The sequence below is a fragment of the Labilibaculum manganireducens genome (genome assembly GCF_002843385.1).
Lineage (GTDB): Bacteria > Bacteroidota > Bacteroidia > Bacteroidales > Marinifilaceae > Labilibaculum > Labilibaculum manganireducens.
On sequence record NZ_MVDE01000044.1, the window covers coordinates 15,396 to 39,699 of the forward strand.

The following is a 24,304-nucleotide window of genomic DNA, read 5'->3' on the forward strand; positions in this document are numbered from 1 at the left end:
TCTTCAAAAATCGATTTATCAAATTCAAAAAAAGCCTGATTTCAATTCATAAAAAAACCGCAAGTGAAAACTTGCGGTTTTTATATATCTTAAAATATACTATTCTTCTTCTATCATTGTAAATGGAATCTTAATAATAGACTGATAATCTTCACCAGCCTCCAACATATCTTCATCATCCGCTTCATAATACCAGTTAATTCCAACCTTTTGTCCACGCTTAAATATAACTTCAAGCTTTTTAAAGACATCCAGCAAGCATTTCGAAGAGCTGGTATTAAAATACTCAAGTCTAATATTTACGATCGTAGCTTCCTTTGGTTCATTAATGTAGGTATCAAGCCACTCAATAATTGGCTTATAAAAATCTAAGGAATTCTCTGGAATTGATCGCCCGGAAATTAAAAAAGAACCTTCATCTCCATCAAAATTTATGTTTGGTGTTTTAGGGCTACCTTCTATAATAAGTGAATTCATGAAAATCTATTTTTGATTGTTATTAAATAATTACATCTATAGCAAGAAACAAAAAATTAGGGTTGTATTGAAAAAACTGATACTCCATATTATTGCCACTCTTTCTTGCAATGTCAACCATTCCTAGTCCGCCACCACCCTTTTCAGAGAATTGGTCGTTTTCTAAGATAATCCTATATAAACTTTGAGTTTCTGTCGAAGACAATGTATTAATTTGATCAATTCTATCTCGAATAAGTCTTAATCCATCAATTTTAATAAAATTCCCTGCACAAATTCTGTACTGATTTCCTTCATCACGTAAAATTAAAACACCAAATTTTTCATAGGAAACATCTAATTCAGAAGGAACCTCACCATGGTGATGTAAATTCTGAACCAGTTCAACCAATACATTAAAAACTTTCTTGAAAAGCTTTGGTGGTTCATTTCTATCTTTCAAAATTTGTTCAATCGAGTGTAAAATATCAGTAACATCCTCATCTTCAATCCGCCCCATATAGTCGAAAATAGCATCTTCATCTATTTTTTCGGAATACCACTGGTTTAGATCAAAGTTCATAAATAATATAATTATTGTTACCCGCTGGACAAATATAATAAAATATCGTTGAGCTGATGAGATATGGAATCAATTTTCCTAATTACTCCTTTTTATATCTTTCGTTCTTTTTTCCGTCGAACATTGAATATTTTTGAAATTTACATTCCAATGGACCATTGAACAGCGTTATTTTTCGGGAAGGACGCAATCCAATGCTATGGAAGCACTCTTCAGAGTAACTCAATATCCATGCATCATATCCAGCAAAATTGTGCTTTAAACGCTCTCCAATCATAGAATACAATCCTTCCAAATCCTTAATTTTCAGTCTCTCACCATAAGGTGGATTTGTAATCATCAAACCTTTCTCTATAGGTGGAACAAATTGCTGGAATGGAGTAATTTTCAAATCAATTTTTCTTCGCAAGCCCGCATTTCTAATGTTTGCTTCGGCAATCTCCACTGCTTTATCAGAAATGTCTGAACCCATTATTTTCCCTTCAAATTCTACTTCAGTTTCTTCGTTATAGATATCTTCCCACATATCTTCGTCATATTCTTTCCATTTTTGAAAAGCAAATTCTTTGCGATACAATCCAGGAGGAATATTATATGCAATAAGAGCGGCTTCAATTAAAAGGGTACCCGAACCACACATAGGGTCAATAAAATTCATCTTTTTATCCCAATCAGATAACAAGATCATACCTGCGGCCATAACTTCATTAAGAGGAGCTGCTGTTTCTGCAACACGATACCCTCTTTTGTGTAATGATTCTCCGGAGCTATCAAGAGAAACAGTACAGGTATTTTTATCGATATGAATATTAATTCTTAGGGTTGGATTAACCACCCGAACATTTGGACGATCTCCAATCTTGTCGAAGAATTGGTCAACAATAGCATCTTTTACACGATAGGTTACAAACTTAGAGTGTTTGAAATCTTCTGAACTTACAGTACTGTCAATGGCAATTGTTTCACGATGTGTGATGTACTCGCTCCAGTCTATCTCCTGAATCCCTTTGTACAACTCATCTGTGTCCTTAGCATTAAATTTATGGATTGGTTTCAAAACCCGGGTTGCTGTTCTCAAATGAAGATTTGCTTTATAAATTAAGCTTTTATCTCCAACAAAGCTCACAGCTCGCTTTAAGATTCTAATCTCTTCTGCACCTAATTGTTCCAACTCATGAAACAATACTTCCTCTAACCCTTGAAAGGTTTTTGCAATTAATCTGAATTTACCCGAGTCTGTTTTCAAAACTTTCTTTTTTTAATGTCTCTTAATTATTTCAAATAACGGTTACAAGAAAAACAATTCCTTATTCATTTCAAAAACCAAAGCTTTCGATCCGCATTTCGGCTACAAAATTAATCTTTAGCTCTTAAAAACATAGGTTTTCGAGAAGATATTAATAAAAAAAGCCGAAAGTTAAACTTTCGGCTTAGTATCATTACTTATTCATTCGCTAATTCTTTCTGATAGATCTTTGGATTACTCAAAACCTCTACCGCTTTTAATATAAAATCATTTTTCTTATTTACGACCTTATAATACTCAGAACTCTCCCATAAATCCCTGGCCAAAAGTGCTTTTACATGAAGCTTCAAATCATCAACAACAGCAAGATAATCCTCTTCATTTTTCTCTATCCCCTCTTTTTCTCCCATAGAAACGATCTCTTGAAGCATCTCTTCACTGACTTCAAAGTTTTTATCAAAATCTTCAAAGTTTGCATATTTATTTCTCAACTTCTTCAAATTCCGATCCATATAATTCACAACAAAAGGATAAACTACATTTTTCCGAACCAATAAATTGAAATATTTAAAATTAGCCGTTGTATCAATAGGTATAAAAATATCAGGCATAATACCTCCTCCTCCATAAACGATTCTCTTTTTCACTAATGTATTATACTTTAACGAATCTGGAAAGTGTATACTATCTGCACTTATCATTTCGCCTGATTTATATCTGTTCAATATATCCAGATGATAATCCTCTAAACCTTTTTCATACGACTTTTGAATACATCTTCCTGTCGGAGTATAATAGTGAGCTGTGGTAAGACGAATCATAGATCCATCGGACAATGGAAACTGACGTTGTACCAAACCTTTTCCAAAAGATCTGCGGCCAAGAATTAAGCCTCTGTCCCAATCCTGAATTGCCCCTGCTACAATCTCCGATGCAGATGCAGATCCTTCATCAAGAAGCACAACAACTTTCCCATTTTTAAAAATACCTTTGGCAGTAGATATATTTTCCCTTCTTGGATTTGTTAAACCCTGAGTATAAACAATTAATTGCTCAGCTTCGAATAATTGATCAACAATTTCAATTGCAGCCTGCATATAACCGCCACCATTACCTCTTAGATCGAGAATCATATCCTGCATATTTTCAGCCTTTAATTTAATTAAAGCTTCCAGAAATTCTTCCGAAGTTGTTGCAGCAAATCGATTAAGTTTGACGTAACCAATCTGATTATTAATCATGTAAGCTGCATCCAAACTATGGATAGGAATATTATCTCTTGTTATTACAAAATCGATCAATTCTTTTTCGCGCTTCCTCTTTACAACAAGACTAACAATTGTTCCTTTATCTCCACGCAGGCTTTTACGAACATCATTATTTTTTAATCCAACAGCGGCAACATTTTCGTTATCAATTTTTAATATTCGATCGCCGGCACGTAAACCAACCTTTTCTGACGGGCCACCAGGAATGGTTGCTACAACCATTAATGTATCTCTCAAAATATTAAATTGGATGCCAATTCCACTAAAACTTCCCTGCAATGGTTCATTCATTTCCTGAATCTCATCTTTGCTTATATAAACCGAATGCGGATCTAATTCAGACAACACTTTAACAATTGCATCTTCTGTTAATCGATCAAGACTAACTGTATCAACATAGAATGCATCGATTAATGCCAACAAATTTTGATATTTTATCGCTTGATTCTTTACTGATTGAGCCTTAAGTCCACCGACATACATAAACAGGCCGACTAAACAGATAGAAACCACGTTCCTCAAAAATAATTTCTTACTACTCATATAAATTATGCTTTTTAATAAATTTTGCGCAAATTGATTTTAAATTTCAAAAAGTCACCGAAAGATACAATTTTTATAAGAAATACAGGTATTGTAAAATACAAATATGAAACATAAACCGAACATACTTTTAATTGGTTTTCATAATTCACTGAACATTGATTCAATGACTCAAATAGCTTTTGAAAATTGTAACACAGGACAGGAAGCAATTGAATTAATCATCGATGAAAATTTTGATTTAATTATCTCAAAATATAAGTTAGATGACCAAAATGCTATTGAATTAAATCAGTCTGTTAAATCTGTAAAAAGCTACTCCGCAAATACTATTCCAAAAAATAATAAGCTTCTTATTATTACCACTAATCCTGAAGAAGAGCAGCTTTGCAAAGACAATAAAATACTGTTCTTTCCAGAAAATCTCAATTTAAAATCACTGATACTGAAACTAATCGATCTTCCAAAAGAAATAAAAAGAGGTGATCAAAAAGTCGCTATTATTAATTTCAAAGATCTTTTTAAACGGGTTGACAACAATCGTGAATTTATACAAACAGTAATCGAAAAGTTTTTTGAAATTTGGAAATCCCGAATTAATGACATTCAAACTCCTTTAAATAACGGGGAATTTAAACTTGCAAAGGATGCTGCTCATAAACTAAAAGGAGTATTGGCAAACTTCTCTATGGAAGCTGCAAGAACTACTATTATCGAATTGGAAAAACATATTTTAGATAACGATCAGGAATTATCAGTTCAAAAATTAAATCAATTAATTACTGATATTGAGAATACCCGCAAATTTTATCTTGACAACCAAGATCAATTCAAATCCTAACATTTCAATTAAAATAAAACGCAATACCTTCAATCGAAGATATTGCGTTGCAATATATATATTTTAGCCTTTACTGTAGAGTATTATTCCCACTCGATAGTTGCCGGTGGTTTTGAGCTTATGTCATAAACAACTCTGTTGACACCTTTCACTCCATTAATAATCTTGTTCGAAATTTTTGCAAGAAATTCATAAGGCAAATGTGACCAATCTGCTGTCATTCCATCTGTAGACCCAACAGCCCTTAAGGCAACAACACTTTCATAAGTTCTCTCATCTCCCATAACACCAACAGACTGAACCGGCAACAACATCACTCCTGCCTGCCAAACTTCATCGTACAATCCATCTTCTACCAATCCTGAGATAAAGATGTGATCAACCTCCTGAAGAATACGAACTTTTTCAGCAGTAATATCACCTAAAATACGAATTCCCAAACCAGGTCCTGGAAATGGATGACGACTAATAAATTTATCTTCCAATCCCATACTTCTTCCTACTCTTCGAACCTCATCTTTAAAAAGCAACTTTAATGGCTCAACCACCTTCAATTTCATAAAATCAGGTAATCCCCCAACATTATGGTGAGACTTAATGGTTTGCGACGGTCCTCCGGATACCGATACTGATTCAATAACATCAGGATAAATAGTTCCTTGTCCTAACCATTTGGCATTTTCAACTTTATGAGATTCTTCATCGAAAACCTCAATAAAGGCATTACCAATTATTTTACGCTTAGTTTCAGGATCGGTAACACCAGCCAGTGCAGAAATAAATTTCTCTCCCGCATCAACACCAATCACATTCAATCCTAAAGTTTCATATTTTTTTAATACATCGGCAAACTCATTCTTACGCAACAAACCATTATCAACAAAAATACAATACAGGTTTTTACCTATTGCTTTGTGTACCAACATAGCTGCTACCGTTGAATCAACACCTCCCGATAAGCCAAGAATTACTCTGTCATTACCCAGCTTTTCTTTTAATTCAGCAACTGTTGTTTCAACAAATGCATCAGGTGTCCAATTCTGGTGGCAACCACAAATATCTACGATATAATTCTTCAACAGAATACTTCCTTCTGTTGTGTGATACACTTCAGGATGGAACTGAATTCCGAAGCTTGTCTCGCCTTCAATCGCAAATGCGGCATTCTCTACATCCGAAGTACTTGCAATTACTTTAAAATTTGAAGGCATTTTCTCAATGGTATCACCATGCGACATCCACACTTGCGAATTCAAGCTAATGCCTTTCAATAATTCGTTGCTGTTATCTACAGAAGTAAGATTGGCACGACCATATTCACGTTTATTAGAAGCCATAACTTCTCCACCAAAACAATGAGCCAAATGCTGCGCACCATAACAAACTCCCAGAAGTGGAAGTTTACCTTTTATTTCTAATAAATTTGGAATCGGAGCCTTTTCGTCACGAACAGAAAACGGACTTCCAGAAAGAATAACTCCTTTAATCGATTCATCGATAACAGGAGGACTATTAAAGGGATGAATTTCACAATAAACGTTTAATTCACGAACTCGTCTGGCAATCAACTGTGTATATTGTGAGCCAAAATCTAAAATCAGAATTTTTTCCTGCATAAAATCTATAAATTGAGGGGGTTGTTCAGTAATCCTATTTGGCGTACAAAGATATACAAATTTTGTTCTCGTAAACTACATTATTTGAATACGCGAATCAAAAAACACCTGATTGCAAATCTATTTGTACTTTATCTTCAATACCAAAATTATTAAGGTCAAACCAAGAGTAATAACATTTGCAATTATAACTGGCCAGGCATCTATCAACACCCCATAAATCAACCACATAAGTATTCCAACATTAAACATGGAATACATTGCCAAAGACAAATCTTTCGTTTGTTTCGTTTTAATAACACGTAATGCTTGCGGGATAAATGAAACGGTAGTACAGAAAGCTGCAGCAAAACCTAAAATCGACACAAAGGTAGTTTCCATTAATTATTTCAGTTAAACCAAAACCCCTAAGAAAATCTTAGGGGTTTGTAAATTACTTAAATTTTTTCAGAAGGTCTTTCACTGCATCTTTATGAACTGTAAATCCCATCATTTTAAGTTTCACGTAATCTTCATGGAAGAAATAATATCCAAATTCAGCTGAGTTTTCATCAATATTTCTTGACCCCGAACTTGAATCTTTAATCAAATACCAGTCTTTACCTTCCTTATCAACATAGTAACCCACCAAATGCATTCCATGATCATCGGTCGTAGAACCATTCGAAAAACGTAACTGACGCGCATCATCATTAATGTACTCCGAAGGAATATCAAATGATGGAACCATGGCACAATTCGTTGTTCTTAAGAAGCCGGCCTCAGAAACATCTCCACCAATACTCATTGTGTAACCACTACGAACAGCTTTCTTCACAGCAGTCATATAATCATCTAAAGGAACATTGTAATACTCTTTAGAATGCCACCAATTGTCAGGCACTTTGTATTCAACCTGTTCCCAATATGGCTCTTGTTTGTACGAAAGAATTTCCACATAATCATCCATATTTAATTTCAGATAATCAGCAAGATAAGTTTGTGGTGTATACTCCTTTCCTTCCACTGTAAATTTTGAAGGAGGTGTTCCTAAATAATGATTCATGATCGATTTGATCGTTGAAAGAGCTTCCCCCTCATTCCATGCATTACTTTGCTTTAATCCATTCAGAAAATCCATCATTTCCTTATACATCTTCGCATGAGTATGGAATTTACGACCATTCAACAAGCCCGTAAACTCGCTCTCAGGGCATGCTCCGTATTCTTTCCATATTCGGGCAACTGAATTACCTTCGGCACCTTCTTCGAAATGAGAATCTCCTCTTTCCTGAATAAAACGACGGGCTTTTTCAACGTACTCCCAATACACTGTATACAGCTCAGAAATTTTTACTTCTTTTTTGTGTAAACGATACACTTCCGATTCATAAAATGAAGTGGTGGAAAAACACCAGCATGTTCCGGTATTTCCCTGCGAAAGTGTCGGTTGTGCCCATTCCGTATTGTTTTTATACAATGATACTTTATTGGGCAATTCATAAGAGCTTTGATCCATAAAGAATTTTTTGTCAACATCTTTACTTTCCAATTGCTCATCCACATTACGAATGTCCTTCAGAATCGAATTTTGATAATAGCCAGGTTTGTATTCCTGAAATTTCGATTTATCTTGCTTTTGCTGTCCCATTACTGATGAGCAAAGGGCAAAAGCCAAGCCAATAAATAGTAATCGCTTCATTTGTGTGTCTATTTTAAATTTTATGAACTGCTAAAGTAAAAAAAAACTTGATTGTAATATGATTAATCCCTATCAAGTTCCACAAAAAACTTTTTCCCATCTTCGGCCAGTGCTGAATTTGGGAAAACATCTTTTGCCTCTTTTAGATGTTCTTTTAAATCCTCGAAACGAGCAGAAAAATGACCAATTAGTAATTTTTTCACATTAGCTTCTACAGCGATTTTCGCTGCTTGTTCTGCGGTTGAATGGTAGGTTTTCTTTGCCCGCTTTTCTTCTGCCTTTAAAAATGTTGCTTCATGATACAATAAATCGACACCTTCAATTATTGGTGCAATTTTTGGCAAATACGCCGTATCTGTACAAAAAGCGTAACTTCTTACTTTTAGCGGATCGTTTGTCAACTTTTTATTCGGAACCACCTCTCCATCTTCACGAATAAAATCTTCGCCTTGCTTAATAGCATGCCTGTTTTTAATAGGAATATTATAAAAAGTCAGCATATCCGATTTTAAAGTCCGAAGTCTTTCCTTTTCTTTAAACAGAAATCCAGCACAAGGCATTGCACCGTGTTTTAAAGGAAATGACTGTACAATTACAGAATCATCCTCAAATAAGGTTTGAATTTCGGTTCCAAAAATGGTATGATAAAAAATCTGATAATCAAGTTTCGTCTCCAACAGTTCCAATTGAAACTGAATGAATCTTTCCAATTTACTATGACCGTAAATATGAAGATCCGATTTTCGTCCCTGAAGCGAGAAAGTAGACAGCAAACCAATCAATCCAAAGATATGATCGCCATGCATGTGCGAAATTAGAATATGGTTGATTCGGCTCATCGGAACTCTGAACCGCTTCATTTGAATTTGTGTTCCCTCTCCGCAGTCTATTAAAAAAAACCGCTCAAGTACATTGAGTACTTGAGCGGTTGGGAATCTTTTGGTAGTTGGTAAAGCAGAGTTACTGCCTAAGATTGTTACTTCAAATTTCACTAACTATTTGTTTAATTCAATTTGACCTTTCATCGTTGAAACAGCATCATCCATATTATAAGAAATATTTAGAACCGAATCCAACTGAGAAATTGAAACTAATCGTTCAACAGCAGGCTGCAGGCCATGAAGCACAAATGTTCCATTAGCATTTTTACACAACCTATTGGCTACAAGTATTGCACTAAGACCAGACGAATCACAATATGTACAAGGAGTTAAATCCAAAAGGATACTTTTCTCACCATTTCCGGAAATTAAAACCAATTCTGATTTTAAAGCAGGAGCAATGTGGGTATCCAACTTGTCTTTCAATACCTGTACAAGGGTATAACCATCTTTCTTGTCAATCTTGAAATCCATAATTACTTAATTTTTAATTATTTCTCGCCAACTTCGTCGCTTTCCATTTGCGATTTCAAAGCAGCTAGTTCTGATATATCACCTAAGGTAGTCTTTTCTAGTGAATCTTTCACTTTTTTAACTCCTTTTTTAGCGATTTTTGCTACTTCTTTTTTCTTCGCAGTCTCGTCAGCTTTCTTCTCATCTTCGAAAGTTCTTGAGTGAGAAAGAATGATTCTTTTCGCTGCTTTTGAAAATTCAATAACTTTGAAAGTTAATTTTTCTTCAACTTTAGCTTGCGAGCCATCTTCTTTCACAAGGTGACGTGGAGTTGCAAATCCTTCCACTCCGTAAGGAAGAGCAATTACAGCACCTTTTTCGAAAATATCAACGATAGTTCCTTCGTGAACTGAGTCGGTTGTAAAGATTGTTTCGAATACATCCCATGGATTTTCTTCCAATTGTTTGTGTCCTAAACTTAATCTTCTGTTATCCTTATCTATTTCAAGAACAACAACTTCAATTTCAGCACCGATAGTAGTAAATTCAGCTGGATGCTTCACTTTCTTAGTCCAGGAAAGATCTGAAATATGAATTAATCCGTCAACACCTTCTTCGATTTCAACAAATACACCAAAATTAGTGAAGTTGCGAACTTTAGCAGTGTGCTTAGAGTTAACAGCATATTTAGCCTCAATTCCTTCCCAAGGATCTTGTTTCAATTGCTTGATACCAAGAGACATTTTTCTCTCGTCGCGATCCAATGTTAAGATTTGAGCTTCTACCTCGTCTCCAACTTTCATGAAATCCTGAGCAGATCTCAAATGCTGTGACCAAGACATCTCTGATACGTGAATTAATCCTTCAACACCAGTAGCGATCTCAACAAATGCACCATAATCAGCCATAACAACAACTTTTCCTTTCAAGTTATCGCCAACTTTCATTTCTGCATCAAGAGCATCCCATGGATGAGGAGTTAATTGTTTTAGACCAAGAGCGATACGTTTTTTATCATCATCAAAATCAAGGATAACAACGTTCAATTTCTGATCTAATTCAACAATCTCGCTTGGGTGAGTTACTCTACCCCATGACAGGTCAGTAATATGGATTAAACCATCTACTCCACCTAAGTCAATAAACACACCGTAAGAAGTGATGTTTTTAACAGTTCCTTCAAGAACCTGACCTTTTTCAAGCTTAGCGATAATTTCTTTCTTCTGTTGTTCCAATTCAGCTTCGATAAGAGCTTTGTGAGATACAACAACATTTTTGAATTCGTGGTTGATTTTCACAACTTTGAATTCCATAGTTTTTCCAACGAATACATCGTAGTCGCGGATAGGCTTAACATCAATTTGAGATCCTGGCAAGAAAGCCTCGATTCCAAATACATCAACGATCATACCACCTTTAGTACGGCATTTGATGTAACCCTTAATAATTTCGTCTTTTTCAAGAGCCGCGTTAACACGATCCCATGAACGTAACGCACGAGCTTTTTTGTGTGAAAGAACTAACTGTCCTTTTTTGTCTTCTTGATTTTCAACATAAACTTCAACTGTATCACCAATTGCTAATTCAGTATTATATCTGAATTCGTTTAAGCTGACAATACCGTCGGATTTGTAACCAATATTGATTACAACTTCTCTTTTGTTCATTGAAATAACTGTACCATCAATTACTTCTTTTTCAGAAATGGTAGATAAAGTTTTATCATACATTTCTTCTAAATCTTTTCTGTTTCCACCAGCGAAACCTTCGTCACTTGTGAACGCATCCCAATCAAATTCTGCATCTGGAGCAGAACTGTCTACTTTTTTGTTTTCTTCAATCATTTGTTTAATTACTTTTCACTAATAAATTAGACATTATATATAAAATTCGGTGCAAAAGTATACAATTATTCTGAGGAATATATAAGTTACAGCTATTTTTTCAGGAAATCCATTAAAATAATCACAATTATCAAGCTCTTTAACCAAAACTATTTCGACACACTATTTATATTTTAAATAAACTCGTTTAACTTTGTGCTCTGATAAATCGAGCTGGTCAATCTAAGAAAAAAGATTGTTCAACAGACACAAATTAAACAATAAGAAAATGAATATTGAAAAAGAATTACATAGCAGAAGCGGTTCCCTTTGCGAATTGTGTGGTGCAAAAGAAGATTTAAAAGCATACGAAGTCTCTCCAACAAATGGAACTGCCGATAAAAACATATTGGTTTGTGCGACCTGCCATTCTCAAATTGAAAACCCGGAACTAGCAGATGCCAACCATTGGCGTTGCTTAAACGACAGCATGTGGAGCACAGTTCCTGCTGTTCAGGTAATGGCTTGGCGCATGCTAAACAGATTGCGCTCAGAAGGGTGGCCGCAAGATTTACTGGATATGCTTTATCTGGACGAGGAAACTTTAGAATGGGCCAAAGCAACCGGCGAAGACGATAACGACGAAGATGCAGTAAAACATATCGATAGTAACGGAGCACAACTGCAAGCTGGCGATACAGTTACCCTAATCAAGGATTTAAATGTAAAAGGTGGTGGTTTTACAGCCAAACGTGGAACTGCTGTTCGTAATATCTCTCTGGTAGCAGATAACGCAGAACATATTGAAGGCCGTGTAGAAGGACAGCAGATTGTGATCTTAACTAAATACGTGAAGAAATCGAACTAGATCAGCATTAATAAGTTGAATATATACTAGCGTAGGGATGCTGTTAATTTGGCATCCCTACTCTTTTTCACAACAATTCTTTTTAGTGATATAAGATGTCCCAATGCACTAAAATCAGCCATCAAAATCATTTTATTAGTGAATTAATTTCGCTTTATTTACATCATAATTTACGCCATCCAAATAAAACTCTAAAACGAACGAAATGAACATTACTATTGTTGGTACCGGTTATGTAGGTTTAGTTTCCGGAACTTGCTTTGCAGAAACGGGAATTACTGTCACATGCGTTGATGTAGATCAGACTAAAATAGACAATTTAAATAAAGGTATTATTCCAATTTACGAGCCTGGCTTGGAGCCAATGGTAAAACGTAATATGGAAAAAGGCCGATTGTTTTTTTCAAATAGTTTAAAAGATAGTATTTATGATGCTGATGCCGTTTTTATTGCTGTTGGCACCCCACCAGACGAAGATGGAAGTGCAGATCTTCAATACGTAATTGGTGTAGCAAGAGAAATTGGACAATACATTGATCACTACCTTGTAGTTGTTACTAAAAGTACCGTACCAATTGGAACTGCTGAAAAAGTTAAAGCCGCCCTTAAAAACGAGCTAACAAGCCGAAATGTTGATATTCAATTTGACGTTGCTTCGAACCCGGAATTTTTAAAAGAAGGAGCTGCAATTGACGATTTTCTAAAACCTGACAGAGTGGTAATTGGAACAGAATCGGAAAGAGCTCAGGCAGTAATGACCAAACTCTACAAGCCATTTCTAATGAATAATCATCCGGTAATTTTTATGGATATTCCTTCGGCAGAAATGACAAAATATGCTGCTAACTCAATGCTGGCAACAAAAATCTCTTTCATGAATGACATTGCCAATCTTTGCGAGATTGTAGGAGCTGATGTAAATAACGTTCGCCGTGGTATTGGATCAGATAGCCGTATTGGAAATAAATTTATCTATCCAGGCACAGGATATGGCGGATCCTGTTTTCCAAAAGACGTTCAGGCTCTTATTAAAACAGCGGAACAAAAGGGACATCCTCTTGAAATTTTAAAATCTGTTGAATTGGTAAACAACCGCCAGAAAAGCGTGCTGTACAAAAAGATGATGGCGCATTTTGATGGAGATTTAAGGGGCAAAAAAATTGCTCTTTGGGGTTTATCATTCAAACCAAACACTGATGATATGAGAGAGGCTCCATCATTGGTTATTATCAACAAACTTTTAAGTGAAGGAGCAGAAGTAATTGCTTATGATCCTGTTGCTGCAAAAGAATGCCATCGGAAAATTGGCGACACAATCAGCTATGCCAAAGACCAATACGAAGCTTTAATTGATGCCGATGCTTTACTAATAGTTACTGAATGGTCGGAATTCAGACTTCCAAACTTTAAAGTGATGGAAAAATTGATGAAGGAAAAATTAATTTTCGACGGACGAAATATTTATGACCTTTCTGAAATGAAAGAACTGAACTACACCTATTATTCTATTGGAAGAGAAATCATTAAAAAAGAAGCTGTTGTGTAAACAAATAAGACCAAAGGAGTTAAACTATGAAGAGAATTTTGATTACCGGAGGCGCCGGATTTATTGGCTCCCATCTTTGCGAAAGATTACTTAACGAAGGCAATGATGTGATCTGTTTGGACAACTATTTTACAGGCTCAAAAAGAAATATTGCTCATTTAACAGACAATCCGTATTTTGAGCTTGTTCGTCACGACATTACAGAACCATACTATGCCGAAGTAGATCAAATCTACAATTTGGCCTGTCCTGCTTCTCCGATACACTACCAATACAACCCAATTAAGACGACCAAAACTTCGGTAATGGGCTCAATAAATTTACTTGGACTCGCCAAAAGAATAAACGCTCAAATTCTTCAGGCATCAACAAGTGAAGTTTACGGCGATCCTGAAATTCATCCGCAAACAGAAGACTATTGGGGAAATGTAAACCCAATTGGCATTCGTTCCTGCTACGATGAAGGAAAGCGTTGTGCCGAAACCTTGTTTATGGATTATCATATACAAAACAATGTTGCAATAAAAATTGTGCGTATTTTCAACACTTACGGCCCCAACATGCACCCAAATGACGGCCGTGTTGTTTCGAATTTTATTGTTCAGGCACTAAAAGGCGAAGATATCACTCTCTTCGGTGATGGTTTGCAGACCAGAAGTTTTCAATATGTTGATGATCTTTTGGAAGGTATGATTAGAATGATGGATTCAAGAAAAGAATTTATTGGCCCTGTGAATATTGGTAACCCAAATGAGTTTACAATTTTGGAATTGGCTCAAAAAGTAATTGCACTAACCAATTCAAGCTCTAAGATCATTTATTTACCCTTACCAAAAGATGATCCCTCGCAAAGACAGCCAAACATTAGTCTTGCAAAAAAGGAATTGAATAATTGGGAACCAAAAATCCAGTTAAATGAAGGTTTACTTCGAACTATTTCGTATTTTGATAACTTATTATCAATAAAACCAACACACTAAATGAAAGGAATCATATTGGCCGGAGGTTCGGGCACAAGGCTTTATCCGATTACAAAAAGCATTTCGAAACAAATCATTCCGGTTTACGACAAACCAATGATATACTACCCTCTTTCCGTTTTGATGCTTGCAGGAATAAAGGAAATTCTAATTATTTCTACTCCAAAAGATTTACCTCTGTACAAAGATCTTTTTGGAAATGGGAACCAGTTCGGTCTTGACCTTTCGTATGCAGAACAAGCTTCACCGGATGGATTAGCACAAGCATTTATTATTGGTGAAGAGTTTATCGGAAACAGTCCTGTTTGTATGATATTGGGCGACAATCTGTATTACGGATATGAATTTGGCAAACAACTTACCGCTTCGGCAAAACTAACCGAAGGAGCACTGGTATTTGGCTATCATGTGAAAGATCCGGAAAGATATGGTGTTGCCGATTTTGATGAGAATGGCAAAGTGAAAAGTCTGGAAGAAAAACCTAAACATCCTAAATCCAACTATGCAGTAACCGGCTTGTATTTTTACGACAATACTGTGGTTGAAAAGGCCAAGTCTTTAAAACCATCAAAACGCGGAGAACTCGAAATAACAGATCTAAACCTCATCTATTTAAAAGAAAACAATCTTAAGCTTCAGGTTTTAGGGCGTGGAATTGCCTGGCTGGATACGGGAACACATGACAGCATGCTTCAGGCATCCAATTACATTGCTACAATAGAGCAACGACAAGGATTAAAAGTTGCCTGTTTGGAAGAGATTGCTTACCGAAGCGGATTCATAAACAAAGAACAACTAATTGAATTAGCTCAACCATTACTCAAAAATCAATACGGAGAATATTTGATGATGGTAGCCAATGAAAACATCAATAAGCAGTGCAGCTAACATGGAAATTATCAAAACCAAAATTCCCGATTTATTAATAATCAAACCAAGAGTCTTTGAAGACGAACGAGGATATTTTTTCGAAAGCTACAACGAAAAGATTTTCCGGGAAAAAGGTCTTGACTTATCCTTTGTTCAAAATAATGAATCAAAATCCGGACATGGAGTAATAAGAGGGCTTCATTATCAGTTGGCTCCATACTCTCAAACAAAATTGGTACGCGTAATAGAAGGTAAAGTGTTTGATGTTGCTGTTGATTTAAGAAAAGATTCTCCAACTTTCGGGCAATGGAGTGGCATTGAATTGTCTGCGGATAATAAAATTCAATTTCTAATTCCGAAGGGATTTGCACACGGATTCTCTGTCTTAAGCGAATCTGCGACCTTCATTTACAAATGCGATAATTTTTATAATCCTGAAGCAGAAAGAGGAATTAACTTCAACGATCCATTCTTAAATATAAATTGGAGAATAGAGCCGGGCAAAGCTATCATATCCCCAAAGGATAAAGTATATCCAAATTTCAAAGAAGCTGAAAAGAATTTTAAATACAGCAAATGAGCATGACAAAAATCCTAATTACAGGCTCTAACGGGCAGTTGGGTACTGAGATAAAAGAGCTATCGGCAAAGTTTAGCAATCTTCAGTTTTTCTTTACGGATATTGAAGAATTGGACATCAGCTCTTTGGATGCAATAAGCAATTACCTCAAGGATAAACAAATCGCCTACATTGTTAATTGCGCCGCCTACACAAATGTTGATCAGGCAGAAGAAAATGAGGATGCTGCCAGATTGATAAATGCTGATGCTGTAAAAAACCTGGCTACAGCAACTTCTCAGAATAACATCACTTTAATTCATATTTCTACCGACTATGTGTTCTCTGGCGACAATTCGGTTCCTTATTCTGAGGATCAAAAAGCAAAACCAATGGGAGTTTACGGCAGAACAAAATTTGAAGGAGAAGAAAATGTTCGAAACACCTGCAAAAAACACATCATAATACGTACCTCATGGCTATACTCCCCCTTCGGTAAGAATTTTCTAAAAACCATGCTTCGGCTGGGGAAAGAAAAAGATTCATTAGGCGTTGTAAGCGATCAAATAGGAACACCAACCTATGCACATGATTTAGCTTCTGCAATCATTCAAATTATTGAGAGTATTGATAAAAATAGTAAATTTAATGATTTTGGAACCTACCATTACTCCAACGAAGGCGTTTGCAGCTGGTACGATTTTGCCACAGAAATACAAAACACGTCGAAAAATAAATGTAAAATTAACAGCATTGAAAGTATGGATTTTCAATGCCTTGCAAAAAGGCCTCACTACAGCGTTTTGAATAAATCGAAAATTAAACATATTTTTACGATAGAAATACCACACTGGAGAAGCAGAATTGAACATTGTATTAAAAGAATTACGGAATAGTTAACCAAAAGAAATAGTGTCAAAGATGAACAAAACTGAGATTTTTGAAATAGTAAATGAAAAAGCCAAAATCTGGCTTGAGGGGAACTACGATCAGGAAACAAAGAATGCTGTAAAATCATTATTAGAGAAAGAAGATAAAACTGATTTAATAGATTCTTTTTATAAAGATCTTGAATTTGGAACCGGAGGATTACGAGGCAAAATGGGGCCGGGAACAAATAGAATGAATATTTATACTGTTGGAGCCGCCACCCAAGGATTGGCAAACTATATCAACAAAGTATTTGCCGGACAAGATAATCTTTCTGTTTGCATTGGATATGATTGTCGTAACAACAGCAAATTATACTCTGATACTGTTGCCAATATTTTCTCGGCAAACGGTATTAAAGCATATATTTTTGAAGATTTAAGACCAACGCCTGAGATGTCTTTTGCAATTCGTCAATTGGGCTGTCAATCGGGTGTGATTATAACCGCCTCACACAATCCTAAAGAATATAATGGATACAAAGCATATTGGGAAGACGGTTCTCAGTTGGTTGTTCCTCACGATAAAAATGTAATTGCTGAGGTTAAGGCCGTAAAACTTGAAGAAATCAAATTCGAAGGTAATCCTGCTTTAATAGAAGTGCTTGGAGAAGATATGGACAAGCTTTATCTGGATACAGTTAAAACATTAAGCCTTTCACCGGAAGCGATTAAAAATCAAAAAGATTTAAAAATTGTTTTTACTCCTTTGCATGGAACAACAGTAAAACTAGTTCCTGCTTCGTTAAAAAATTACGGTTTCGAGAATGTAATTCATATTCCTGAACAAGATGTTGTAGATGGTAACTTTCCTACTGTATGGTCAGCCAATCCTGAAGAACCGGAAGCTCTTAAAATGGCTGTTGATAAAGCCAAAGAAATTAATGCTGATTTGGTGATGGCTTGTGACCCGGATGGTGACCGTTTGGGCATTGCTGCAACTAATGATAAAGGCGAGTGGGAAATTGTAAATGGAAATCAGACTGCTCTCATTTTCAACTACTACTTAATTAGTAGAAGAAAAGAACTTGGATTACTAACTGGTAACGATTATGTAGTAAAAACTATTGTTACAACAGAACTATTCAAGGATGTAGCCGAGCAAAATGGAGTACAATGTTTTGATGCTTACACAGGATTTAAATGGATTGCTGACGTGATCAGAAAGAATCCTGATAAAAACTACATTGGTGGCGGTGAAGAATCCTTTGGTTACATGCCAGGTGATTTTACCCGTGATAAAGATGCAGTATCTTCCTGCAGTATTATGGCCGAGATTGCTGCCTGGGCTAAAGAGCAAGGGAAAAACGTATTCGATATCCTTAAAGATATCTATGTAGAATATGGTTACTCGAAAGAGAAAATGATTTACATCGTTCGTGAAGGGCTGGAAGGAGCACAGGAAATTGAAAAATTAATGTACGACTACCGCTACAATCGTCCGAAAAAAATTAACGGATCAACCTTGGTTTTGGTTAAAGATTATTCAACAAGAATAGCCACCAATCCGGTAACAGGAGAAGAAACTGCTTTAGATTTTGAAACAACAGCAGATGTTCTTCAATTTTATTTGGAAGACGGAACAAAGATTTCTGTTCGTCCGTCGGGAACCGAACCTAAAATTAAATATTATTTCGAAGTCCGTGAAAACCTTGCTTCAATTGAAGATTTTTACGCTACTGAAGATAAAGCCAATAAAAAAATTCAAGGAATTATTAGCTCTTTAGAATTAAACTGATATTTTTAGGGTAGCTTTATGCTACCCTATACCTTTTAACTTATTATGGATAACAAAAGAACCATTCTATCTGTTGACGATTCTCCAATTAATAATAAATTAATTGAAGCATATTTCAGACGTGATTATACTGTCATTTCAAAAGAAGGAGGCCAACAAGCTCTTGATTGGCTAAACGATAACATTCCTGATGTTATTCTTCTTGACATTATGATGCCCGTAATGGATGGAATCGAAGTTCTTGAAAAAATCCAATTGAATGAAAGACTGAAAGAAATTCCTGTTATTATGGTTTCGGCCAAAACAGAAATGGAATCCATTAAAGCAACCTTAAGTTTAGGCGCTCAGGACTACGTTAAAAAACCAATTGATTTTACCGAACTGCAAACCAAAGTATTAATTGCATTTCAAATCAATGAACAAAAACAAGAAATTTCCAAATACAAATCTTACTATGATATTCATCAAGGTATGATTCATGCAGGTAGAATTCAAAGATCGATTCTTCCCGATGCGGAAAATTTCAGAAGATTATTCTCTAAATCCTTCATCATTAATCTGCCTAAACATGTTGTAAGCGGAGATTTTTATTGGATTCAACAGAATTTCCATAAGAAGAACATTGGTTTATTTGATTGTACCGGTCACGGAGTTCCTGCAGCCATGTTAACTGTTATGGGGCAAATGGAGTTGCACACTCTTTCTCAAAATGGGAACGAAATTAGTGCAGAACATGTTTTTCCACTTCTCAGTCAGAAATTTAGCCGGATTCTGAATACATCCAGTGATACCTACACGCAATATGACGGAATGGATGGATTATTTTGCTCCATTTACCCACAAGAACATATATTGGAATTTGTAGGAGCAAAAAGATCTCTTGTTTTAATCAGAAAGACTTCAGCCCCCTTAAAATGCAATAACGAAACTATTGAGGCTAAAGACAGGAGTGATGAATATTCTTTATTCGAAATTCAAGGTGACCGCAATTCTATAGGCAAAGAATCAGAGTTTGCCGAATTCACAATTAAAAAAATAGAAACACAGGTCGGTGACCGCATTTTCCTGTACACAGATGGTATCACTGACCAACTTGGAGGACAACAGCTTAAAACACTTAAAAAGAAGCAGTTTTACGACAAATTACTAACAATTCAATCAAAATCCATTAATCTTCAAAAATCGGATATTTTTAATTGGTTTGAAAGTTGGAAAGAAAACAATGAACAAACCGATGATATTCTAATTATAGGTATTGAACTTTAATTCTCGTTCTCGTTAGGAAAGAATTCTTTTTTAAAATTAACCAGAAATAATTTTTCAGTAGCCCGTGTTACCGCAGTATAAAGCCAACGGTAATATTCTGCTGTCAATAACTCATCGGTTAGGTAGCCTTGATCTACAAATACTGTTTTCCATTGTCCACCTTGAGCTTTGTGGCAGGTTACGGCATATGAAAATTTCACTTGCAAGGCATTAAAGAATTTATTATCACGAACTTTTTCATATCGCTTTTTCTTGGAACGAATATCAGCATAATCTTCGGCAATGGTAAAAAACAGCTTTTTATTTTCCTCATAACCAAGTGATGCCGTTTCGATATCCAAAGTATCCAGCATGATCATAGTATCCAACTCCACATCTTTGTAATCCGGAAATCGAATGGTAACTTCAGCATAACGAAATCCATACATTTCCAGATGCTTATGTATCCGAACAATTTCAACAATATCGCCGTTAGCAATAAAATCCATTTCTTTAATATCCTGAGCCCAGAAATAATTATTTTTCACAACCATTAAATAGTCACCGCCTGAAATTTCTTCCTCACGGTACAGAACTGTATTTCGAATTCCCTGATTGAATTTATTCGCCCTTTTATTGGAGCGGCTGATTACAATTGTTTCCTCCAAGCCATATTTATAATGAGCATTGGAGATTTCTTCTATCAGTTCGGCTCCGCCAATTCGTTTTATATCCGGGTAATTTTCTGTTGTTAAAACAGGATAACCACTTTTTTCATCGGCCAGCATACCCCTTAAATTAGTCGCATTCATTAAAATGCCTGATTCCTGATTTTGGCGAACCACCTGAGTTAAAATCATCTCTGTTACAGGTAAATTGTAACACGACTCCAACTCATGAGGATCAAGAGCCGGACTTATATCCAATCCAATTGGAGGCAACTGTGCAGTATCACCTATTAGAATCAAACGGCAATTTTTTCCTGAAAAAACATATTGCATTAAATCATCCAATAATCTGCCGGAACCAAAAACGGATGCCTCTGCAGAATAATTGGAAATCATGGAAGCCTCATCCACTAAAAAAACAGTGTTATTATTTAAATTTCGATCCAAAGCAAATATCCCGAGATCATCAGTTAATGACTTCTGCCGGTAAATCTTTTTATGGATTGTAAAAGCTGATTTTTTTGAATAATGAGACAGAACCTTTGCCGCCCTACCAGTTGGTGCCAGAAGAACTGAATTAATTTTCATTTTATCTAAAACAGATACCAAAGCACTCACCAGAGTCGTTTTTCCGGTACCGGCATAACCTTTTAACAGAAAAATTCCACCTTCATCATTCTTCGTTACATAATCTGCTAAACAGTCAATTGCCCTTTGCTGATCATCGGTTGGTTCGAAGTTCAAACTTTCACTAATTAGTAAGGCAACATGATTTTTTAACATTTCTGATAATTTTAATGGCTAGAAAAATAACCAAATAGATTTTTTTTTTAAATTTGCAGACAAACTTACAAACTAATAAGAATAAAAATGAAAAAAGTCTTTCAAATCTTACTTGCCATAGCTATTGTTGTTCTTGCTTTTTTAAGCTACCAAAGCATTATGAAACCGATTAAATTTGGTAAAATCAAAGATCAAAGGTACGCTAGAATTATTGAACAGTTGAAAGATATCCGTAAAGCAGAAGGTGCTTACAAAGATGTTAATGGTAAATATACCGGAAGTTTTGACACTTTAATTAATTTTATCAAAACTGACTCTATGCCTTTGATTAAAGCGATAGGTTCTCTTACTGATGAGCAAGTTGAAGCTGGTATGACTGAAAAAGAAGCTGTAAAAAAAGGATTCATCACTCGTGATACAGTAATGATTTCAGCTCTTGACACTGTTTTTGGAAGAGAATATGCAATCGAGAATTTACGTTTTGTTCCTTTTACCAAAGGACAAAAACAATTTAAATTAGGTGCAACTGTATTTGTAACCGGATCGAATGTAAAAGTTCAGGTTTTTGAAGCAAAAGTTTCCAACATGGATATTTTTGATGATATTATGGATGAATATCGTGAAGAAGTTCTTGAAGAAAATGGAAACCGTATTCGTTTAAATAAATATCCTGGTTTAATGGTTGGTTCTCTTGAAGAAGCAAACAACAACGCAGGTAACTGGGAATAAATATAAAATTATACATGAGCGACCTTGTATTTGTTGATTCATCATTTGATAAAAACAAAACAAAAGAATATACACTATCCATCCAGGTAAGCCTGGATGGATTTTCTTTTTCTATACTCAACGGGCATAAGGAGTGCATCGCATTAAATCAGTTCATTCCTTTCAAAACAAACAGCGACAATAATCCAATAAATTCATTTATTGAAATTGTTCGAAACCACGAACTCTTAAATTTAAGTTTTAAGGATGTTTCGCTTCTTTGGATCTCTGATAAAGTATTGCTTATTCCATCAGAGTTTTTCTCGGAAGACTTTGCTTTTGAGAGCTTTCAATTATCTCATTGCCTTGAAAAAAATGAATATCTGGAATGGAATGAGCTTCCCGAATTAAAATCGTGGATTGTATTCTCTTTTCCTAACAACATTAAAGAATTTGTTCAATCTCACTTTAAAAACAGTAAGCTGTATCATCATTGCCTGCCCTTTTACAAAGAGGCATTGAATCAAAAAATTGCTGAAAATCACCCACAGGTTTTTTTGAACATTCAGAATTACTTTTTTCATGTAATTATACCTGATCGAAACGGGAAACATTTCATAAACACATTCTCATACAGCGCAAGTTCTGATTTAGCCTACTATATTCTCAACATCTTTAAACAACAAAAGTTAAATAATGAGAGAAGCAGGCTAATTATTGACGGACTCGTTCAGGAAGATAGCAATGTAATTCTTTTACTAAAAAAATACCTAGGTCAGGTTGAAGTTAAAATACTTCCATCGGAGTTTAGAATAAATAAAAGTATTCCACACAAGGAATACAATCAATTCATTAATCTTTTAAATTTATCCAGGTGCGAATAGTAAGTGGGACTCATAGGGGAAGAAGGATATCTCCGGATAAAAATTTTAAGGCCAGGCCAACAACCGATTTTGCCAAAGAAAGCCTTTTCAATGTATTAAATAACGTTATTGATTTTGAAGATTTAAACGTTTTAGATCTTTTTGGGGGTACAGGAGGTATTAGTTACGAATTTGCCTCCAGAGGCGCCGAAAAGGTAATGTGTGTGGAAAAAAACCACAACCACTTCTCTTTTATTCAAAAAACAATTAAAGAATTAAAGTTTGAACAAATTCAAGTAATTAAATCGGATGTTTTTAGATTTCTCCGAAATTTTCCTCAAAAATTTGATTTGATATTTGCCGATCCTCCGTTCGCCATGAAATCTCTTGAAACAATTCCCAATTTAGTTTTCGAAAAGGAATTACTCACCGAAGATGGTCTTTTAATTATTGAACACGGTTCGTCGAATGACTTTTCTGAACATCCAAATTTTACTGAAAAAAGAGTTTACGGAAGTGTAAATTTCAGCTTCTTTAAGTCGGCAAAAGAATCAGAATAGATCTTTACAAAAAAAAAGCATTTTTTTCACCAGCGTAACAAGCTCAAAACCGCTATTTTACTACCTTAAAGCAGAATCTCAGTCAAAAAAACTGCATACAGATATTGCAAGTAAGAAAACTTGCATTATCTTTGCATCGCAATCAAAAAAAGGTTTGGTAGTTCAGTTGGTTAGAATACATGCCTGTCACGCATGGGGTCGCGAGTTCGAGTCTCGTCCAGACCGCTAAAAGAAAAAGTTCTTTGCACTATTTTTGATTTGCAGTTTCCCTTTTGGGAAATGCATATATTTTGGTTTGGTAGTTCAGTTGGTTAGAATACATGCCTGTCACGCATGGGGTCGCGAGTTCGAGTCTCGTCCAGACCGCCAAAATAAAGAGTTTTGATTTGTTGCTCTTACAATAAACAAATCGCAGAATATTTTGGTTTGGTAGTTCAGTTGGTTAGAATACATGCCTGTCACGCATGGGGTCGCGAGTTCGAGTCTCGTCCAGACCGCCAGAATAAAGAGTTTTGATTTGTACTCTTACAATAAACAAATCACAGAATATTTTGGTTTGGTAGTTCAGTTGGTTAGAATACATGCCTGTCACGCAT

At 35.4% G+C, this 24,304-nt stretch carries 23 protein-coding genes and 3 tRNA genes; 15 read left to right on the forward strand and 11 right to left on the reverse strand.

What is annotated here, in order from left to right:
* Window positions 1-99: 99 nt before the first annotated feature.
* The 4 genes from BZG01_RS19180 to BZG01_RS19195 form a co-directional block, all read right to left on the reverse strand.
* Window positions 100-477 (reverse strand): DUF1987 domain-containing protein, encoded by a 378-nt coding sequence (locus BZG01_RS19180; protein ID WP_101311459.1) that lies wholly within the window; start codon window positions 475-477, stop codon window positions 100-102.
* Window positions 478-499: 22 nt separating this feature from the next.
* Entirely contained in the window at window positions 500-1,039 is a 540-nt protein-coding gene (locus tag BZG01_RS19185) for a SiaB family protein kinase (RefSeq protein ID WP_101311460.1), read from the reverse strand.
* An 82-nt stretch (window positions 1,040-1,121) separates the two neighbouring features.
* A complete protein-coding gene (locus tag BZG01_RS19190) occupies window positions 1,122-2,285 on the reverse strand; it encodes a THUMP domain-containing class I SAM-dependent RNA methyltransferase (protein ID WP_101311461.1) in 1,164 nt (387 codons plus the stop codon).
* 197 nt (window positions 2,286-2,482) lie between these two features.
* Window positions 2,483-4,096, reverse strand: a complete 1,614-nt coding sequence (locus BZG01_RS19195; RefSeq protein WP_101311462.1) for a S41 family peptidase — start codon at window positions 4,094-4,096, stop codon at window positions 2,483-2,485.
* A 166-nt stretch (window positions 4,097-4,262) separates the two neighbouring features.
* On the opposite strand from BZG01_RS19195, the gene BZG01_RS19200 reads away from it, so the two are divergent.
* Window positions 4,263-4,937: an Hpt domain-containing protein gene (locus BZG01_RS19200; protein ID WP_218973168.1), complete on the forward strand. Its 675-nt coding sequence runs from the start codon at window positions 4,263-4,265 to the stop codon at window positions 4,935-4,937.
* A gap of 83 nt (window positions 4,938-5,020) precedes the next feature.
* Here the strand turns inward: BZG01_RS19200 and guaA are convergent, their stop codons facing one another.
* The 6 genes from guaA to rpsA all read right to left on the reverse strand — a co-directional run bounded on the left by guaA (window position 5,021) and on the right by rpsA (window position 11,412).
* Window positions 5,021-6,553: a glutamine-hydrolyzing GMP synthase gene (gene guaA / locus BZG01_RS19205; protein WP_101311464.1), complete on the reverse strand. Its 1,533-nt coding sequence runs from the start codon at window positions 6,551-6,553 to the stop codon at window positions 5,021-5,023.
* 120 nt (window positions 6,554-6,673) lie between these two features.
* Window positions 6,674-6,934 carry a SemiSWEET transporter gene (locus tag BZG01_RS19210; protein ID WP_101311465.1) on the reverse strand — a complete coding sequence of 87 codons (261 nt, stop codon included), beginning with the start codon at window positions 6,932-6,934 and terminating at the stop codon, window positions 6,674-6,676.
* A gap of 52 nt (window positions 6,935-6,986) precedes the next feature.
* Window positions 6,987-8,234: a C1 family peptidase gene (locus BZG01_RS19215; protein WP_218973169.1), complete on the reverse strand. Its 1,248-nt coding sequence runs from the start codon at window positions 8,232-8,234 to the stop codon at window positions 6,987-6,989.
* Between the two features lie 62 nt (window positions 8,235-8,296).
* Window positions 8,297-9,226 (reverse strand): ribonuclease Z, encoded by a 930-nt coding sequence (locus BZG01_RS19220; protein WP_101311467.1) that lies wholly within the window; start codon window positions 9,224-9,226, stop codon window positions 8,297-8,299.
* Between the two features lie 3 nt (window positions 9,227-9,229).
* Window positions 9,230-9,589 carry an STAS domain-containing protein gene (locus tag BZG01_RS19225; protein WP_101311468.1) on the reverse strand — a complete coding sequence of 120 codons (360 nt, stop codon included), beginning with the start codon at window positions 9,587-9,589 and terminating at the stop codon, window positions 9,230-9,232.
* Window positions 9,590-9,606: 17 nt separating this feature from the next.
* Window positions 9,607-11,412 carry a 30S ribosomal protein S1 gene (rpsA, locus tag BZG01_RS19230; RefSeq protein ID WP_101311469.1) on the reverse strand — a complete coding sequence of 602 codons (1,806 nt, stop codon included), beginning with the start codon at window positions 11,410-11,412 and terminating at the stop codon, window positions 9,607-9,609.
* 268 nt (window positions 11,413-11,680) lie between these two features.
* Here rpsA and BZG01_RS21915 point away from each other — a divergent pair, with 268 nt between their 5' ends.
* The 8 genes from BZG01_RS21915 to BZG01_RS19270 all read left to right on the forward strand — a co-directional run bounded on the left by BZG01_RS21915 (window position 11,681) and on the right by BZG01_RS19270 (window position 20,147).
* A complete protein-coding gene (locus tag BZG01_RS21915; RefSeq protein ID WP_101311470.1) occupies window positions 11,681-12,259 on the forward strand; it encodes a PhnA domain-containing protein in 579 nt (192 codons plus the stop codon).
* 205 nt (window positions 12,260-12,464) lie between these two features.
* Entirely contained in the window at window positions 12,465-13,805 is a 1,341-nt protein-coding gene (locus BZG01_RS19240; RefSeq protein ID WP_101311471.1) for a UDP-glucose dehydrogenase family protein, read from the forward strand.
* Between the two features lie 26 nt (window positions 13,806-13,831).
* Complete coding sequence (locus BZG01_RS19245) at window positions 13,832-14,785, forward strand: UDP-glucuronic acid decarboxylase family protein (RefSeq protein WP_101311472.1); 954 nt, start codon at window positions 13,832-13,834, stop codon at window positions 14,783-14,785.
* On the forward strand, window positions 14,786-15,673 hold the full coding sequence (rfbA, locus tag BZG01_RS19250) for a glucose-1-phosphate thymidylyltransferase RfbA (protein WP_101311473.1): 888 nt from the start codon (window positions 14,786-14,788) through the stop codon (window positions 15,671-15,673).
* Window positions 15,645-16,235, forward strand: coding sequence for a dTDP-4-dehydrorhamnose 3,5-epimerase (gene rfbC, locus BZG01_RS19255; protein ID WP_245870435.1), 591 nt, complete (start codon window positions 15,645-15,647; stop codon window positions 16,233-16,235). Before rfbA ends, rfbC begins: the two co-directional genes overlap by 29 nt.
* 2 nt (window positions 16,236-16,237) lie before the next feature.
* Entirely contained in the window at window positions 16,238-17,110 is an 873-nt protein-coding gene (gene rfbD, locus BZG01_RS19260; protein ID WP_101311474.1) for a dTDP-4-dehydrorhamnose reductase, read from the forward strand.
* 25 nt (window positions 17,111-17,135) lie between these two features.
* The gene (locus tag BZG01_RS19265; RefSeq protein WP_101311475.1) at window positions 17,136-18,881 is read left to right on the forward strand and encodes a phospho-sugar mutase; all 1,746 of its coding nucleotides are present in this window, start codon (window positions 17,136-17,138) and stop codon (window positions 18,879-18,881) included.
* A 45-nt stretch (window positions 18,882-18,926) separates the two neighbouring features.
* Window positions 18,927-20,147: a response regulator gene (locus tag BZG01_RS19270; protein WP_101311476.1), complete on the forward strand. Its 1,221-nt coding sequence runs from the start codon at window positions 18,927-18,929 to the stop codon at window positions 20,145-20,147.
* On the opposite strand, the gene BZG01_RS19275 is transcribed toward BZG01_RS19270, so the two are convergent.
* Window positions 20,144-21,577 carry an ATP-dependent DNA helicase gene (locus BZG01_RS19275; protein ID WP_101311477.1) on the reverse strand — a complete coding sequence of 478 codons (1,434 nt, stop codon included), beginning with the start codon at window positions 21,575-21,577 and terminating at the stop codon, window positions 20,144-20,146. The genes BZG01_RS19270 and BZG01_RS19275 overlap by 4 nt on opposite strands.
* A gap of 87 nt (window positions 21,578-21,664) precedes the next feature.
* Here BZG01_RS19275 and BZG01_RS19280 point away from each other — a divergent pair, with 87 nt between their 5' ends.
* The 6 genes from BZG01_RS19280 (at window position 21,665) to BZG01_RS19305 (ending at window position 24,208) form a co-directional block, all read left to right on the forward strand.
* The gene (locus BZG01_RS19280) at window positions 21,665-22,306 is read left to right on the forward strand and encodes a hypothetical protein (RefSeq protein WP_101311478.1); all 642 of its coding nucleotides are present in this window, start codon (window positions 21,665-21,667) and stop codon (window positions 22,304-22,306) included.
* A 14-nt stretch (window positions 22,307-22,320) separates the two neighbouring features.
* The gene (locus BZG01_RS19285) at window positions 22,321-23,169 is read left to right on the forward strand and encodes a DUF3822 family protein (protein ID WP_101311479.1); all 849 of its coding nucleotides are present in this window, start codon (window positions 22,321-22,323) and stop codon (window positions 23,167-23,169) included.
* The gene (gene rsmD / locus BZG01_RS19290) at window positions 23,160-23,708 is read left to right on the forward strand and encodes a 16S rRNA (guanine(966)-N(2))-methyltransferase RsmD (RefSeq protein WP_101311480.1); all 549 of its coding nucleotides are present in this window, start codon (window positions 23,160-23,162) and stop codon (window positions 23,706-23,708) included. The genes BZG01_RS19285 and rsmD overlap by 10 nt, the downstream gene beginning before the upstream one ends.
* Window positions 23,709-23,859: 151 nt before the next feature.
* Window positions 23,860-23,933, forward strand: a tRNA-Asp gene (locus BZG01_RS19295).
* A gap of 67 nt (window positions 23,934-24,000) precedes the next feature.
* A tRNA-Asp gene (locus BZG01_RS19300) sits at window positions 24,001-24,077 on the forward strand.
* Between the two features lie 54 nt (window positions 24,078-24,131).
* Window positions 24,132-24,208: transfer RNA gene (locus BZG01_RS19305), tRNA-Asp, on the forward strand.
* Window positions 24,209-24,304: the final 96 nt, after the last annotated feature.